The sequence below is a fragment of the Mesorhizobium sp. RSR565B genome, assembly GCF_054719465.1.
Window position 1 is genome coordinate 1,041,166 of the sequence record NZ_JBTTIE010000001.1, and the last position, 15,898, is coordinate 1,057,063.

At 63.5% G+C, this 15,898-nt stretch carries 18 protein-coding genes; 10 read left to right on the forward strand and 8 right to left on the reverse strand.

The window, feature by feature from the left end:
* Positions 1–6: 6 nt before the first annotated feature.
* Together ehuA and ehuR are read right to left on the reverse strand one after the other, a co-directional pair.
* Entirely contained in the window at positions 7–792 is a 786-nt protein-coding gene (gene ehuA, locus ACYG9R_RS05090; RefSeq protein WP_023682675.1) for an ectoine/hydroxyectoine ABC transporter ATP-binding protein EhuA, read from the reverse strand.
* A gap of 124 nt (positions 793–916) precedes the next feature.
* Positions 917–2,302: a MocR-like ectoine utilization transcription factor EhuR gene (gene ehuR, locus ACYG9R_RS05095; protein ID WP_023823550.1), complete on the reverse strand. Its 1,386-nt coding sequence runs from the start codon at positions 2,300–2,302 to the stop codon at positions 917–919.
* Positions 2,303–2,384: 82 nt separating this feature from the next.
* Between ehuR and ACYG9R_RS05100 the strand changes: the two genes are divergently transcribed.
* The 4 genes from ACYG9R_RS05100 (at position 2,385) to ACYG9R_RS05115 (ending at position 7,018) form a co-directional block, all read left to right on the forward strand.
* Complete coding sequence (locus ACYG9R_RS05100; protein WP_023823551.1) at positions 2,385–2,873, forward strand: Lrp/AsnC family transcriptional regulator; 489 nt, start codon at positions 2,385–2,387, stop codon at positions 2,871–2,873.
* 129 nt (positions 2,874–3,002) lie between these two features.
* Positions 3,003–4,496, forward strand: a complete 1,494-nt coding sequence (locus ACYG9R_RS05105) for an NAD-dependent succinate-semialdehyde dehydrogenase (RefSeq protein ID WP_352446748.1) — start codon at positions 3,003–3,005, stop codon at positions 4,494–4,496.
* Between the two features lie 30 nt (positions 4,497–4,526).
* Entirely contained in the window at positions 4,527–5,906 is a 1,380-nt protein-coding gene (locus ACYG9R_RS05110) for an aspartate aminotransferase family protein (protein WP_023823553.1), read from the forward strand.
* 8 nt (positions 5,907–5,914) lie between these two features.
* Positions 5,915–7,018 (forward strand): alcohol dehydrogenase family protein, encoded by a 1,104-nt coding sequence (locus ACYG9R_RS05115; protein WP_023823554.1) that lies wholly within the window; start codon positions 5,915–5,917, stop codon positions 7,016–7,018.
* A 20-nt stretch (positions 7,019–7,038) separates the two neighbouring features.
* Here the strand turns inward: ACYG9R_RS05115 and ACYG9R_RS05120 are convergent, their stop codons facing one another.
* Positions 7,039–7,203 (reverse strand): hypothetical protein, encoded by a 165-nt coding sequence (locus ACYG9R_RS05120; RefSeq protein WP_245260037.1) that lies wholly within the window; start codon positions 7,201–7,203, stop codon positions 7,039–7,041.
* 171 nt (positions 7,204–7,374) lie between these two features.
* On the opposite strand from ACYG9R_RS05120, the gene ACYG9R_RS05125 reads away from it, so the two are divergent.
* From ACYG9R_RS05125 to ACYG9R_RS05150, 6 genes are read left to right on the forward strand one after another with little or no spacing between them, the layout of a single operon-like run.
* A complete protein-coding gene (locus ACYG9R_RS05125; RefSeq protein ID WP_023823556.1) occupies positions 7,375–8,046 on the forward strand; it encodes an amino acid ABC transporter permease in 672 nt (223 codons plus the stop codon).
* Positions 8,046–8,717: an amino acid ABC transporter permease gene (locus tag ACYG9R_RS05130; protein WP_023667866.1), complete on the forward strand. Its 672-nt coding sequence runs from the start codon at positions 8,046–8,048 to the stop codon at positions 8,715–8,717. The genes ACYG9R_RS05125 and ACYG9R_RS05130 overlap by 1 nt, the downstream gene beginning before the upstream one ends.
* A gap of 1 nt (position 8,718) precedes the next feature.
* Complete coding sequence (locus tag ACYG9R_RS05135) at positions 8,719–9,453, forward strand: amino acid ABC transporter ATP-binding protein (protein ID WP_023710015.1); 735 nt, start codon at positions 8,719–8,721, stop codon at positions 9,451–9,453.
* A 2-nt stretch (positions 9,454–9,455) separates the two neighbouring features.
* A complete protein-coding gene (locus ACYG9R_RS05140; protein WP_023723327.1) occupies positions 9,456–10,376 on the forward strand; it encodes an isoaspartyl peptidase/L-asparaginase in 921 nt (306 codons plus the stop codon).
* Between the two features lie 17 nt (positions 10,377–10,393).
* Positions 10,394–11,185, forward strand: a complete 792-nt coding sequence (locus ACYG9R_RS05145) for a transporter substrate-binding domain-containing protein (protein ID WP_023710016.1) — start codon at positions 10,394–10,396, stop codon at positions 11,183–11,185.
* Positions 11,179–12,201, forward strand: coding sequence for a LacI family DNA-binding transcriptional regulator (locus ACYG9R_RS05150; protein ID WP_023710017.1), 1,023 nt, complete (start codon positions 11,179–11,181; stop codon positions 12,199–12,201). Before ACYG9R_RS05145 ends, ACYG9R_RS05150 begins: the two co-directional genes overlap by 7 nt.
* Positions 12,202–12,282: 81 nt before the next feature.
* Here the strand turns inward: ACYG9R_RS05150 and ACYG9R_RS05155 are convergent, their stop codons facing one another.
* From ACYG9R_RS05155 to ACYG9R_RS05175, 5 genes are read right to left on the reverse strand one after another with little or no spacing between them, the layout of a single operon-like run.
* On the reverse strand, positions 12,283–13,542 hold the full coding sequence (locus ACYG9R_RS05155; protein WP_023692246.1) for an ABC transporter substrate-binding protein: 1,260 nt from the start codon (positions 13,540–13,542) through the stop codon (positions 12,283–12,285).
* Positions 13,543–13,578: 36 nt separating this feature from the next.
* The gene (locus tag ACYG9R_RS05160) at positions 13,579–14,007 is read right to left on the reverse strand and encodes a hypothetical protein (protein ID WP_023823557.1); all 429 of its coding nucleotides are present in this window, start codon (positions 14,005–14,007) and stop codon (positions 13,579–13,581) included.
* Positions 14,004–15,059 (reverse strand): aldo/keto reductase, encoded by a 1,056-nt coding sequence (locus ACYG9R_RS05165; RefSeq protein WP_023823558.1) that lies wholly within the window; start codon positions 15,057–15,059, stop codon positions 14,004–14,006. The genes ACYG9R_RS05160 and ACYG9R_RS05165 overlap by 4 nt, the downstream gene beginning before the upstream one ends.
* On the reverse strand, positions 15,056–15,409 hold the full coding sequence (locus ACYG9R_RS05170) for a TIGR04076 family protein (protein ID WP_023682686.1): 354 nt from the start codon (positions 15,407–15,409) through the stop codon (positions 15,056–15,058). The genes ACYG9R_RS05165 and ACYG9R_RS05170 overlap by 4 nt, the downstream gene beginning before the upstream one ends.
* Positions 15,410–15,898: a DUF3830 family protein gene (locus ACYG9R_RS05175; RefSeq protein ID WP_023667857.1), complete on the reverse strand. Its 489-nt coding sequence runs from the start codon at positions 15,896–15,898 to the stop codon at positions 15,410–15,412.

A 15,898-nucleotide genomic window follows, 5' to 3' on the forward strand; every position in this document is an offset into this window, starting at 1 on the left:
AAGCGGTCAGACACGATGTCCGGCTGCGATGATCTTCTTCAGGAAGCCTTGCGTGCGCTCCTGCTTTGGATGGCGGAAAATCTCGTCTGGTTTGCCCTCTTCGACGATCTTGCCGCGGTCGAAGAACAGCACGCGGTCGGCGAAGTCGTGGGCAAAGCCCATCTCGTGGGTGACCAGCAGCATGGTCATGTCGGTCTCTGCGGCGAGCTTGCGCATGACATTCATCACCTCCTCGACCAGCTCCGGATCGAGGGCCGACGTCACCTCGTCGAACAGCATGATCTTCGGCGACAATGCCAGCGCACGGGCAATCGCCACGCGCTGCTTCTGGCCGCCGGACAGCTGCGCCGGCATCGACTTCGCCTTGTCGGCCATGCCGACCATGTCGAGCAGTTCCATGGCCCGCTTTTCAGCGGCGGCGCGAGGCGTGCCCTTGGTCAGCATCGGCGCCAGCGTGACGTTATCCATGACGCATTTGTGCGGAAACAGATTGAACAGCTGGAAGACCATGCCGATCTTCTGCCGCATCTTGGTCAGGTGCCGCTCGTCGGCGGGCAGCAGCTGGCCGTTGCGCTCCATGTGATAGAGCTGCTCGCCATCGATCTGGATATGGCCGCCGTCGATCTTCTCCAGCGTCATCAGGATTCGCAGGATCGTCGTCTTGCCCGAGCCGGACGGGCCGATCAGCGCCAGCTTCTCGCCGGGCATGACCTGCATCGACAGGCCGTCCAGTACCTTGAACGAGCCGAAGCTCTTCGAAATGGCGTCGACCTTGATGATGGGTGAGGACAAATGAATTTCCCCTGCTGGAGAAGCCTGTGCCCTTAACGATGCGGAACGCGCCAAATCATGTCAATTGGGAAAATAAAATCATGACAATATTTCCGGCACTGCATGATTCCAGAGCAATTCCCGCTTAGATTGCGAGCAGCAGATGCTCCGGATCGCCAAGCAGCAACTTGGTGACAACGCCGAGGCCGGCGCGCAGTTCCCCCTCGGTGGTCGAGCCGAGCGAGATGCGCACCGCCGGATGCCAGGGCGCATCCGAGATGCGGAAGGAGGTGCCGGGCGCGATCGCCACGCCTTGCAGGCGGGCCTGGGCGACGAAGCTTTCCTCGGCACGGTCCGCGGGCAGTTGCAACCAGACATGCAGCCCGTCGCGCCTGGCGCGATAACCAACCCCGCCCAGCACCTCGGCTGCGATGTCCTGGCGGCGGCGCAATGCCGCCCGCTGCCAGCGAACGAGTTCCATCGCCGTGCCGTCGGTCACCCATTTGGTGGCGATCTCGGCCACCAGCGGCGTCGCCATCCAGTTCGACACCAGATGCCGGTTGGCAACGGCGGCGACATAGCGGTCGGGCGCCGCGAGATAGCCGATGCGCAGGCCAGGTACGGTGATCTTGGTGAAGGAAGTGACGTAGAGCGTGCGCTCCGGCGCAAAGGCGGCGACCGGCGGCGGCCGGTCCTCGATCAGCGGACCCAGCACATCGTTCTCGATGATGGCGATGTCGTGCTTGCGCGCGACCGCGGCGATCTCTTCGCGCCGCCGAGCGTCCATCAGCGTCGCCGTCGGGTTGATCACCGACGGTTGCACGAATACCGCGCGAATGTCGGTGAGCCGGCAGACCTCGTCCAACGCCTCCGGGATCAGGCCATTGCCGTCGATCGGCAGGCCTTCCAGGTTGAAGCCGAGATAGCGCGCCAGCGGCACCAGCGTGTGGTGGCCGATGGCCTCGGTGGCGACAGTCGATCCCGGCGGCGCAACGCTCATCAGCGCCACGGTCATCCCGGCGGTCGCGCCATTGGTCAGGCTGATATTCTGTGCGGAGGTGTCGAGCCCACACAGTTTCAGCCATTCGACAGCCACCGCGCGGTGACGCGGGAACACCATGTTGGGCCGGAACGACAACGCCGAACTGGATGGCAGGTTTTCGGCCAGCCAGCCCAGCGCCTGCTTCAGCCGCTCCAAATGCATCGGCTCGCAGACCGGCTTCAGGATTGACAGATCGATGACCTCGCCGAGGCGCTCCGGCAGATAGGGCGGCTCCGGGTCGCGGCGCTGCGTCTGGACAAAGCTGCCACGGCCGATCTCGCCCGAAATCAGGCCGCGCCGGATCAGTTCTTCGTAGGCGCGGCTGACCGTCTGCACCGACAGTTTTAAATCGTCTGCCAGCCTTCGATGCGTTGGAAGCCGCGCGCCCTTGGCCAGCCGCCCGTCATGAATGGCGCGGGCGAACTGGTCGGCCAGCGTTTGATAGGCTGGCCGGCGGATGAGCGCAGGGTCGGGTTGCCATAATGTCATGACTTAATAGAGATCGAAATCAGTGCAATTGACAATCGAAATAATGCGCCGTCATGGTGATGCCGACAAAAAGCGGACGCCGATGACATCAAAACTCGACGCGGTCGACCTCAGGATACTCGACGCCATCCAGCGCGACGGGCGCATCACCAAGCTGGCGCTGGCCGAACAGGTCGGGCTGTCGCCGACGCCGTGCTGGATGCGGCTGCGCAAGCTGGAGAAGGCAGGCATCGTCTCGGGCTACCACGCCAGGATCGGCATGCGCGTGGTGGCGCCGGTCGCCACCGTGTTGATGGAGGTGACGCTGGCCAGCCATCGCCAGGCCGATTTCGACCGCTTCGAACGCGTCATCCGCGACATCCCCGAAATCGTCGCCTGCTGGTCGGTGGGCGGCGGCGTCGACTATGTGGTCAAGGTGATGACGCGCGACATCGACGCCTATCAGCGGCTGGTCGACGGCCTGCTGCAGCGCGAGATCGGCATCGACCGCTACTTCACCTACATCGTCACCAAGACGGTGAAGGACGAAATCGTGCTACCGATAGCCGACCTGTTGCCGGCGTCGGCATAAGCCCGGAGAGAATGTCTGTCGGGGCGGCACAATAGAGAGACTCTCTCTCCTTCAGGGCGTCGAAACAGTCTCTCTGTCTGCATGTGACGGATAGTCTTCCCGCATCGTCCGATCCGGGAGGCCTCGACCATGTCCGCGCATTTTGCCCGCTCGCATCGCCATGAGGCACTCGACCGCCTCTCCGACCGCCGGCTGCTGCGCGAGCTTGCCTATGTCGATGGGCATTGGACCGCGAGCGAAGCGGCCGAAAGCTTTGAAGTCACCGATCCGGCCACAGGCGCGACGGTCGCGTTTGTCGCCGCGCTCGATGCGCAGCAAACGACAAGGGCAATCGGTGCCGCCGCGCGTGCCTTCCCGGCTTGGCGGTCACTGCTGCCGCAGGAGCGGTCGAGAATTCTGCGAAAATGGTTCGAGCTGATCATCGCGGCGAAAGACGACCTTGCCCTGCTGATGACTTTGGAACAGGGCAAGCCGCTGCAGGAATCGCTCGGCGAAATCGACTATGCCGCCTCTTTCCTCGAATGGTATGCCGAAGAGGCAAAGCGCCTCAATGCCGAGAGCGTCACCAGCCATCTGCCGAATGCCGAGATGATGGTGAGGCGCGAGCCGCTCGGTGTCGTCGGCGTCGTCACGCCTTGGAATTTTCCGGCGGCGATGCTGACCCGCAAGGCGGCGGCCGCCCTTGCCGCCGGCTGCACCATCGTCGCGCATCCTTCATCCGAGACGCCGCTGTCGGCGCTGGCGCTGGCGGAACTTGGCGAGCGCGCCGGCATGCCCGCCGGTGTCTTCAACGTCATCACCGGAAGGGCTGCAACCATCGTCGGCCGCATGTGCGAAGACCCGCGCGTCCGCGCCATGAGCTTTACCGGCTCGACGGAGATCGGCCGGTTGATCGCGGCACAGAGCGCGCCGACGATGAAGCGGCTGGTGATGGAGCTTGGCGGCCACGCGCCGCTGATCGTCTTTGCCGATACCGATCTGGACAAGGCGGTGTGCATCGCCATCGATGCCAAATTCGCCACCTCCGGCCAGGACTGCCTCGCCGCCAACCGCATCTACGTCCAGCGCCCCATCTACGATCGCTTCTGCGCCGCCTTCGCCAGGCGTATCGAGGCGCTGCGCACCGGCAACGGCCTTACCAACAAGATCGACATCGGGCCGCTGATGCATGAGCGTGCCGTCGCAAAGGTCGAAGAGCAGGTCGCCGATGCCATCGCTCGTGGCGCGCGCTGTCTCACCGGCGGCAAGCGGCATCAGGCCGGGCCGCTGTTCTACCAGCCGACGCTGCTGGCCGACGTCAGCGACGAAGCGCTGATCATGCGCGAGGAGACCTTTGGGCCGGTCGCCGCCGTCACGCCGTTCGACAGTGAGGACGAAGTGATCGCCCGTGCCAACGCCACAGAATATGGCCTGGTCGCCTATGTCGTTACCGAGAACGGCGCCCGCCAGCAGCGCCTGGGCCGCGCGCTCGACTACGGCATGCTCGCTATCAATCGCGTCAAGATCACCGGCGCGCCGATCCCATTCGGCGGCGTCAAGCAATCCGGCATCGGTCGCGAAGGCTCGCGCCATGGGCTCGAAGCTTTCACCGATCTGAAGTACCTCTGCCTGGACGTCGCATAGTCCGTCCGGCCATCCCTCAAGGAGTCAAAAATGCTCAACCAGTCCAACGAACTCAACGCCTGGGATCGCGACCATTTCTTCCATCCTTCGACCCATATGGGCACGCATGCGCGAGGCGAGAGCCCGACCCGCATCATGGCCGGCGGTGAAGGCGTCACCGTCTGGGACAACAATGGCAAGAAGAGCATCGATGCCTTTGCCGGTCTCTATTGCGTCAATGTCGGCTATGGCCGCCAAAAGATCGCGGATGCCATCGCCACCCAGGCGAAAAACCTCGCCTACTATCATGCCTATGTCGGCCACGGCACCGAGGCCTCGATCACGCTGGCCAAGATGATCATCGACCGCGCGCCGAAGGGCATGAGCAGGGTCTATTTCGGGCTCTCCGGTTCGGACGCCAACGAAACCAACATCAAGCTGATCTGGTACTACAACAACGTGCTTGGGCGGCCGGAGAAGAAGAAGATCATCTCGCGCTGGCGCGGCTATCACGGTTCGGGCGTGATGACGGGATCACTGACCGGGCTCGACCTGTTCCACAATGCCTTCGACCTGCCGCGCGCGCCGGTCCTGCACACCGAAGCGCCCTACTATTTCCGCCGCGCCGACCGCTCGATGAGCGAGGAGCAGTTCTCGCAGCATTGCGCCGACAAGCTTGAAGAGATGATCCTGGCCGAAGGTCCCGAAACCGTCGCCGCCTTCATCGGCGAGCCGATCCTCGGTACTGGCGGCATCGTGCCGCCGCCGGCCGGCTACTGGGAGAAGATCCAGGCGGTGCTGAAGAAGTATGACGTGCTGCTGGTCGCCGACGAGGTGGTGACGGGCTTCGGCCGTCTGGGCACCATGTTCGGCTCCGACCATTACGGCATCAAGCCGGACCTGATCACCATCGCCAAGGGCCTGACCTCGGCCTATGCGCCGCTGTCGGGCGTCATCGTTGCCGACAAGATGTGGCAGGTGCTGGTGCAGGGCTCCGACAAGCTTGGCTCGCTCGGCCATGGCTGGACCTATGCGGCGCACCCGATCTGCGTCGCCGCCGGCGTCGCCAATCTCGAACTGATCGACGAGATGGACCTGGTGACAAACGCCGATGAGACGGGCGCCTATTTCCGCGCCGAACTGGCCAAGGCCGTCGGCGGTCACAGACATGTCGGCGACGTGCGCGGCGATGGCATGCTGGCGGCAGTCGAATTTGTCGCCGACAAGGACGACCGGGTGTTCTTCGATGCTTCGCTCAAGATCGGGCCGCAGGTGGCGACAGCACTTGCCGCCAGCGGTGTCATCGGCCGCGCCATGCCGCAGGGCGACATCCTTGGCTTCGCGCCGCCGCTCTGCCTGACGCGTGAGGAAGCCGACATCGTCGTTTCGAAAACCGCCGATGCCGTCAACAGCGTGTTTGCCAACCTCTGAGATCGACGATGAATGCCATGACCAAGACCCTCCCCGCCACCATGGCCGCCGTGCTGCTCACCGGGCATGGCGGACCGGAAAAGCTCGTCTATCGCACCGATGTGAAAGTGCCTGTGCCTGCCGCCGGCGAGGTGCTGGTCAGGGTCAGCGCTTGCGGTATGAACAACACCGATGTCTGGGTACGCCAGGGCGCCTATGGCACGGAGGAGGACGCTGCCGCCGTGTCGACGTGGCGGCGGCAAGGCAACACGCTTACCTTCCCGCGCATCCAGGGCACCGACACGGTCGGCACCATCGCTGCCGTCGGCGAAGGCGTTTCCCCGGGCCGTATCGGCGAACGGGTAATGGTCGACTTTTCGATCTACAACCGCGACGACGATTCGCTCGCCGACATCGACTATATGGGCCACGGTCGCGACGGCGGGTACGCCGAGTACCAGACGGTGCCGGGCGAGAATGCGCATGTCGTCGATACTGACATGAGCGACGTCGAACTCGCCACCTTCTGCTGCGCCTACCTCACCGGCGAGCAGATGCTGGAGCGCGCCGGGCTGAAAACCGGCGAACGCGTGCTGGTCACCGGCGCCTCGGGCGGCGTCGGTTCCGGCATCGTGCAGCTGGCGCGGGCGCGCGGCGCCATTCCCTACGCCGTCGTCGGCAAGGGCAAGGAGCAGGCGGTGCGCGACATCGGCGCCGAAGCGGTTATTACCCGTGGGGTTGCCGATCTTCCCGCCGCCGTGAATGAAGCCACTGGCGGCCAGCCGATCGATGTGGTCGCCGATCTCGTCGGCGGCGCGATCTTCAACGACCTCTTGCGCATCCTGAGGCCCGAAGGCCGCTACACCACCGCCGGCGCGATTGCCGGTCCGGTTGTGCAGCTCGATCTCCGGACCATGTATCTGAAGCAGCTGCAACTGCACGGATCGAGCCAGGGGACGCGCGCCGACTTCCGCCGCATCGTTGGATACATCGAAGCGAAGAAAATCCGGCCGCTGGTCGCCGGTGTCTACAAACTGTCCGATTTCCACAAGGCGCAGGCCGACTTCATCGCCAAGGATTTCGTCGGCAAGCTGGTGGTTGTGCCGGACGCCATGTGGAACATCCGCGCATAACGGCTCTCAACGCTCCTACGTCAGAGCGCGTCGTAAACGGCATCAATCAATACCTTGCGGCGTGGATCGACGTCGTCGAAACCCAGCATGCGGTTGGTGACGTAGCCGAATCCGACGCCGGCGCCGGGATCGGCAAAACCGAGGGCGCCGCCCCAGCCGCCATCGCAGCGACGCGCGGCTGGCATAGGCGGCGTCGTCAAGTTGAAAGCCGGCGGCGAATTGCCGGCGCTTGAGACATAGCGCGCATGAGCGAAATCATCGCAACGAATGCATCCACAGGCCGGCAACCAGACCCTGCATCTTGACAGACGAGGCGAAAGCCAAAAGAGTGAAACCGGTTTCACTGGGGACCGCCGGTGCATTTCGATCTGTCCATTCTGCTCCCGCATCTGGGTTTTCTGGCGCGCGGCGCCGAACTTACGGCGGCGGCTTGCGCGCTGTCGCTGGTGGGAAGCGTCGTCATGGGCGCGTTGGTGGCGATCGCACGCACCTCCGCCTCGGCACTGCTTCGACGGATCGCCTTCGTCTATGTCGATCTCTTCCGCAATGTGCCGTTCATCGTCCAGCTGTTCTTCTTCTATTACGGCCTGCCCGAGCTCGGCATTTACATCGATGCCTTCACCACCGGCGTCGTGGCCCTTTCCATTGCCGGCGGCGCCTATGCCTCAGACATCATTCGCGCCGGCATCCTCGCCATCGACCAGGGCATCATCGAGGCCGCTGAAGTGAGCGGCCTGTCCAGGCGCAAGATCTTTACCCGCATCGTGCTGCCGATTGCGCTGCGCACCTCCGTGCGACCGCTCGGATCCGTGCTCATCAACATGATCCTTACGTCCTCGATCCTCTCGACCATCACGCTCAACGAGCTCACCGGCTCAGCCCAGATCGTCGTCTCGCAGACCTATCGGCCCTTCGAGGTCTATGTGGTGCTGCTCTGTGCCTATGCGGCCCTGACCTATCTGGTCTCGCTGGGCGTCACCCTGCTCCACCGCCATCTCAATCGGGACATGATGGAGGCGGTCGACTGATGCGGTTCAGCGACTTCACCTCCTACGACCTGATCCTGCTGGCGCAAGGTCTCGGCACCAACATCGCGCTGTTTCTCGTCACCTCTCTGATCGGACTGCTGATTGGCCTGAGCTGGGCACTGGTGCGGTTCTACCGTGTGCCGGTTCTGGCCCAGGTCGTCACCTTCCTGTCGGAGCTGTTGAAGAACTCGCCGGTGTTGGTGCAGCTGTTCCTGGTGTTCTTCGGCCTGCCGGCCCTGTTGCATATAAGGGTGACGCCGGTCACCGCAGCGACCATCACTCTGTCGGCGAACACCGCGGCCTTCGTCTATGTCATCGCGGTCTCGGCGATCGAGTCGATCGAACGCGAGCAGGTCGAGGCCGCGCGTGTCTTCGGCCTGACCCGGTGGCAGGTCCTGCGCCATATCGTTTCGCCCCAGGCTGCCGCCTTCGCGGTCGGCCCGCTCGTCGCGCTGCTGGTCAACCAGCTTCAGGTGACGTCGCTGATTTCTGTCATCGGCGTCGTCGACCTGACCAAGATCGGCCACATCCTCAACATGCGCACCTTGAAGCCGTTCGTGGTCTGGACCGTCGTCGGGCTGCTCTACTATGGCGCGGCAAAGCTGGTCGCCCTGCTTGGCGAGCGTCTTGAAAACCGCCTGCGGGCGCACAGCGCCTGGCGGGGGCTTTAACATGCTCAAGATCGAAAACGTGCACAAAGCGTTCGGCGAGGTCACTGTGCTGGACGGCGTCGACCTGACGATCGCGCCCGGCGAAGTGGTCTCGATCCTCGGGTCGTCGGGGTCCGGCAAGTCGACACTGATCCGTTGCATCAACGGCCTCGAAAAGCTGAAGTCGGGCCGCATCACGGTCGACGATTTCGATGTCAGCAAGCCGAAGGAGCTGGCCGAGGCGCGCAAGCGCTCAGGCACCGTCTTCCAGCTGTTCAACCTCTATCCGCATATGAGCGCGCTTCAGAACATTACGCTCGCCCCGATCGAGGTGCTGAAGATGCCGCGCCCTGAGGCCGAGGCGCTGGCGCGCAAGCTGCTCGAGTCCGTCGGCCTCGCCGATCGGGCCAACGCCTACCCGGCGCAGTTGTCGGGCGGGCAGCGCCAGCGTGTCGGCATCTGCCGGGCGCTCGCCATGCAGCCGCGCTATCTGCTGCTCGATGAAGTCACCAGCGCGCTCGACCCGGAAATGACTTCCGAGGTGCTGGCCATCCTGGCAAAGCTCGCCGCGCAAGGCACGACGATGCTGTTCGTCACCCACGAGATCGAATTCGCGCGCGAGATTTCCAACCGCATCGTCTTCCTCGACAAGGGCAGGCTGGTGGTCGATCTGCCGACGGATCGTTTCTTCGCCGCGGACGGCGGCCGGGCGCAGCCGCGGGTTGCGCAGTTTCTCTCCAGGATGCGCAAGGACTAGGAATGCTGCTGTTAGCCAACAACGAAGCATGGCCGGGATTCGAGACCTCGGTGCAAATGCTGCGCGATGGCGCCGTCAGCCTGGACGCGATGGTTGCCGGCATCGGCATGGTGGAGAAAGAGGTCAAGGTTCGAAGCGTCGGCTATGGCGGCTGGCCGAACATGCTGGGCGAGATGGAGTTCGACGCCGGCGTCATGGATGGCAATACACGAGAGGTCGGTTCAGTCGGCGCTGTGCCAAGGACCTTGGCGGTCGCTGCCCTGGCGCACCAGGTGATGAAGCGCCTGCCGCATGTGATGCTGACCGGCGAAGGGGCGCGGCGCTTTGCCAGCGAAATCGGTTTTGCCGAAGACGAAGTCTTGTTCGAGGACTCTAAGCGCGTCTGGTGGGAGCGGCTGCAACAGGAACTCACACCGCAACAGCTGGCGAAATTCCCCGATATCGATCTGGCGCCGCTCAGCCGTACTATAACCGATCCCGAGCGCGTCCGCGACACCACCGTCTTCCTGTCGGCGGATGCGCGGCGCGGCATCCATGCCGCGACTTCGACCTCGGGCTGGGCCTGGAAATATCCGGGCCGGCTCGGCGATTCTCCCATTCCCGGCGCAGGCTTTTACGCCGACAGCCGCTATGGTGCGGCGGCGTGCACCCATACCGGCGAGATGACGATGCGCTGCACGACCGCGCGGACCGTCGTGCTGGCCATGAAGCTTGGCCGATCCTTGTCGGATGCGGTCGCGCTGGCGGTCGAGGAACTCGGTGAACTCGACACCGGCTTCCTAGCCGGCGTGGTCATCCACGCCGTCGACGCCGAGCAGAACCATGAGGTGGTAAATTTTAGATGCGAGGGCGAGGTCCGCTACTGGCTCTGGAAGGATTGCATGTCCGCACCCGAATTGCGGGCAGCAAAGCGTGTCACTTGAAAATAAGGAGAGGAACCATGAAGACCCTACTGCGTGCCTTCGCTGCGCTGGCCATCGTGGCCGGTTCGGCATTTCCAGCCCTTGCAGGCATGATTGACGACATCCGCTCACGCGGCACCATTCGCATCGGCGTATCGCTCGGCGGCGAGCCGATCGGCTTTCGCGATGCACAAAACAACCCTGTCGGCTACGATGTCGATGTCGCGACGCTGCTGGCGCAAAAGCTCGGTGTGCCGGTCGAGTTCGTCGACGTCTCGGGCGATGCGCGTATTTCCATGCTGGTGTCGGGACAGATCGATGTCGCGGTCGCAAACACCTCTGCAACGCTCGAGCGGGCCAAGACCGTCAACTTCACCATCCCCTACAACCGGGCCGGGCTGCGCGTCATCGTCCAGAAAGATGCCGGGATAACCGACCTCAAGGGGCTCGCCGGCAAGAAGGTTGTCGTCGGCCGCGGCACCACGGGCGAAACCTTCCTCAAGGCGGCCGTGCCGGACGCAGAGCTCGTCTATGTCGACCAGTTCGCGCCCGACGGGGTTCTGCAGCTGCAACAGAAGCGCGTCGATGCGGCGATCGAGGATTCCTCGTTGCTCGATTACCTCGCGACCAAGACACCGAGCCTGGTGACGCTGCCAGGCCTCTATTCCAACGATCCGATCGGCATCGCGGTCGCCAAGGGCGATCCCGAATTCGTCCGGTGGCTCGACATGTTCGTGTCCGACTTCATCCAGTCGGGCACCTATGAGACGACCTACAAGAAGTGGTGGGGGCCGGACTCCAACCCGCCGGCGCTCAACCCGCTGTGGTGACACCCACTACCGGTAACCGATCGGCGCACAGTCGAGGCGCCGTCGCAACGATCGCCGACGTCGCGCGGCTGGCAGGCGTGTCGCGCGCCGCGGCCAGCCGTGCGCTGTCGAGCGGACCGCGACCGGTCTCGGCGGACAAACGCGAGCGTGTCGTGCAGGCCGCCGCCCAGCTCGGCTACAAACCCAATCTCCTGGCGCAAAGCCTGACCACCAAGACCGTCAATCTGGTTGCCGTCGTGGTCAACCACATTCACGACCTTTCAGATCTCGACCTGTTCGACCGGCTGCTCGACGCAATCCAGTCGATCGGCAAGCAGGTCATCCTCATCCGCATCGGCTCGGCGGACGGGGTCGAGGATTTTCTGCGCAACGGCGTTGCCTATCATGTCGATGCCGCCGTGGTGTTCTCCGACTTTGCCGATGCAGCGACGGTGCGGCGCATGTTTCGCTCGGACCTGGTCATCATGCTGAACGGACTGCATGACGATCTGTCACCCACCGTCATTCCCGATGAAGGCGTCGGCATCGCCGAGGCCGTGGCGGATGCGGCGGCCAAGCGCGCGCGCACGGCCAGCCTGCTGACCGGCCGTTCGTCCTCGCGGGTCGAACAGCTGCGCATCGGCCACTACCTCGAAGCGTTCCGGCATCATGGAATTGAACTGCTGCAGACGGTCCAGGGAGACTATTCCTACGAGTCGGGCTATGCGGCAGCCGCCGGCCTGACGGGACGCGGCTGTCCCGATGCGGTCTTTTGTACGTCCGACGCGATGGCCATGGGTGTTCTGGATGTCTGCCGGGCGGATTTCCCCGACAACCGGCCCAGCCGCTTCCGCCTCTATGGCTTCGACAATGTGTCCCTGACCAATTTCGACGCCTACCCGATATCGTCAATCGGCTACGACAAATCAGACTATGTGGGTCATATCGTCGGCGCCCTCTCCAATCCGCAGGTCTTCATGCCCGGCCAGCCGCCTGTCGTTATATTGACCCGGCTGATTTCGCGCTTGACCGCGTAACTAGCGCCGATGTTGGACTGCTTGTCCGGCGTCGATCTCCCAGAGATCGAACGGAGATCGCGCCGGACAATGTACCGGCGCCTACTGCAATTTCGCCTGCAGCGCGTTGACGTCGTCGGTTGTCATTTCACCGTCGGTCGTCACCTTGCCGTCGACGATCTTCCACAGCCGGAACGGACCGGTGATGTCGCCATATTTGTCGAAGCTGACCGGACCGATGACGCCTTCATAGCGGATCGGCTTGCCGTCCTTGATCAGGCCGAGCGCCTTGGCGAACTCGTCCTTGCCGGCATAGATCGGTGTGCCGGCAGGATCGACCGCCTTGTACATGGCATCCTTGATCTTGGCTGGATCCTCGGAACCGGCAATGGCAATGGCGAGACCGACAATGGCGCCGGCATCATAGGAACGGTCGGCTGCCGGGTTCGACGGTTCGATGCCCGAAAACTCCTTGTAGTTTTTCAGGAAATAGTCGGTGGATGCCGTCGGGCTGGTGCCGGAAGAGGTACCATAGGCATCCTTCAGATAATCGGCGCCGACGGATTCGATGAAGTCCGGGCTGTTCATGCCGTCATTGAGCAGGAATTTCTGCACGCCGCCCTGCGATATCCAGGTGCGGGCGACCGTTGCGCCGTCGACCGGCGTGCTGACGAGGTAGAGTCCGTCCGGCTCGCCTCCCATCGCCGCCGTCACTTCCGAAGCATAGCTCGACTGCTTTTCATTATAGGGCGTGTCGGAGACGATGGTGCCGCCGAGCGCTTTGTAGGCACGCGAGAATTCGGCCACCATGTTGACGCCGAAGTCGTTGTTGACATGGATGATCGACAGTTTCTTGAAGCCCTTGTCGATGGCGTATTTGGCGGCGGCCACGCCTTGCAGCGCATCCGACGTGATGGTGCGGAAGAAGATGCCGTTGGTCTTGCCGTCGCGGCCAAGGGCGGTCAGCGTCGGCGAGGACGAAGCCGGCGACACCTGCACGATCTTGGCCGGCCCGGTGACCGAGGTCAAAATCGGGATCGACACCGAGGAGATGATGCCGCCGATGATCACCGGCACCTTCTTGACCTGTACCAGCTGGGTCGCGGCATCGACCGCGATATTGCCCTGGCTCTGGCTGTCGCGCGTGTCGGTTGCGAGATCGCAGCCGCGTACGCCACCGGCTTCATTGATGTCGCGGAAGGCCATTTCGACGGACTTCGCGCCGGCCTGGCCGTATTCGCCGGCCGGACCGGTGAGCTCCATGACCAGGCCGACGGTGATCTTGCAGTCCGCTGCGTGTGCGGCGCCGGCCATCGTCACGAGAGCCAGTGCTGTGGTGATTTGAAGTATCGTCTTCTTCATTGCCGTTCCCCTTTTCTTGTTTGAACTTTTGCCTGTTCAGCCTTCCGGCGCCTGCAGCCAGGTCTCATGCAGATGCCGCCATTCGACGCCGTTTGGTGCCGATGAACTGGTGGTGAAGACCGCACTGGACTGCCGGCGACTGTGTTTGCCGGCGCGCAGTTGCGCCTCGATGTAGAAGATGACGATCGTGTCCGCGTCCTGCCAACCCGGCCTGATGTCCTCGATCGATATGGCAAAACCGTCGTCGCAAGTGGCGCGGCTTGTCCGGACATGATCTACGACCGCGTCGCGATCGAGGATCTGGCCATTCGGCGCCACCATGGTGAGGCCTTCGCCCATGACAGCCTCGAAGCGGCCGAACTCCACAGCGTCGGCTCGCGCGGCGACAAACCAGTCGACGATGAAGCGATGCAGGTCGATGATTTCAGCGCTGGCACGCGAAAAAAGGGAAGGCTCTCCGCTCATTTCTTCCCCGCATTGAGGTTGTAATGCATGATCGAGCCGTGGCGGCCATGACGGTCGCGCTCCAGCGCGTAGACATCGCCCGCGAGGCCGGTGCCTTGTGCGATGGCGGCAGCAATCCGCGCGCGATCGTCGGCGTCGAGCGCGACGTCCATGATTTTCGTATTGGCCAGCGCATGTGCCTGGTTGCGCGCACCCACAATGACGGCCGCGACCTGCGGCTGCTCGAGCACCCATGCCGAGGCGATGGTGGCGATGTCGACGCCGTGGCGATCGCCGACCGCTTTCAGCGCCTTGAGCAGGGACTGGAACAGCTCCCAGCCGCCGAAGTCGTCGATGATCAGCTTGTATTTGACCAGCGAGCGGTTTTCGAGCGGCGTGGAGGGCTCGGCCACGCCAAGCCATTTGTCGCTGAGGAAGCCGCCCGCCACCGAGCCGTAGCAGAGGAAGCGGACACCGTTCTTAGCGGCAAGGTCCGCAAGGCTGTTTGCCGGCCGCTGGTCGAGCACTGAATATTGCAGTTGCTGGCTGACCAGCGGGATGCCCGCGGAGAGGATTTCGGCTAGCCTCGGCGTATCGAAATTGGTGGTGCCGAGATTGCGCACCTTGCCTTCCAGCCGAAGCTCGTCGAGCCAACCCATCGCCTCGACGTAACGAGGCTGGTCATAATCCCACCAGTGAAACTGCACAAGATCGATCCGCTCCGTCTTCAGCCTGCGAAGCGACTGATTGACGATGCCCCTGATGTAGTCGCGGCTGATGCTTGCCAGTCGTTCGAGGTCCGGCACCAGCTTGGTGTGCACCTTCATCCTGGCCGCAACATCGAGACCGCGATCGCGCGCCAGCCGCAGGCGCGCGGCGCCGATCAGTTCCTCGACGCCGGTGTAGATGTCGGCGCAATCATAGGTCCAGATGCCGGCATCGAAAGTGGCGATGAGGTCGGTCACGGCCTGCCTGCGGTCGATAGCGCCATGGCCGCCGGCCAGCTGCCAGCCGCCGCGGATGACGCGCGAGATCGTATAGCCGGGGCTGAGTTCGACGGTCCTGGCGCTCATCTTTTGTCGGTCTCCTTCGGCAGCGGCACAGCCGTGGTTTGGGCATGGCTGAACCGCCGCTTGGCCAGCCTGACGATCCGCAGCCGGCTGGCGCAATTGGGATCGGGACAGGCGATCTCGGCATCCGAGGTCATCCAGTCATTTGCATGCGTCGGGCGCTGCTTTGCCGCCAGGAGCGGCAACACGGCGGAGATCGAATAAATCGAAAAACCCTGCCCCGCCGGCAGCGACAGCATTTCGCCCTTGAGTTCGAAATAGTCGCCGGCCCTGGCGCCGCAATAGACCGGCTTGCCCTCGGGGATGACCGCTTCGACGCGCAGATCGAAGAGTTCGAAACTGTCGTCGGCCATTCAGGCCTCCACCAGGCTGAAGGTGATGTCACAGGCGCCGTTGCGGCGGATGACGCCGCAGGCGGCGGCAAACTGATCGCGCTCTCCGGCAAGCACTTGCGCGACCACGCTGCCGGCCAGCCAGCCGATCGGGAACAGCAGCCGCGCCCCCTGCCCGTAGTACAGGCCGATATCGAAGATGGCATTGGGATTGCCGCCCCACACGCGTGGCGGCACATAGGACAGCACGATATCGCCGGGCTGCGGCGTCAGCGTTGCATTCTCCGGTGGCAAAGACTGGGCATAGGCCTGGCCGTGGAGATCGGCTGACGGAACCGGGCACGAGATTTCCGGTCCTGTCCACATCGCATGGATGCCTGGGATGATGCGTGGCTGCGCCAGATACGCCAGCAGGAAGGCGGCATTCTCCGGCGCCTTTTCGGGCAATAGCAGCGCCGTCACGGAAAGCTTCGAGCGTGGTTCTGTGATGCCGATGGCGGGCTTGGGCAT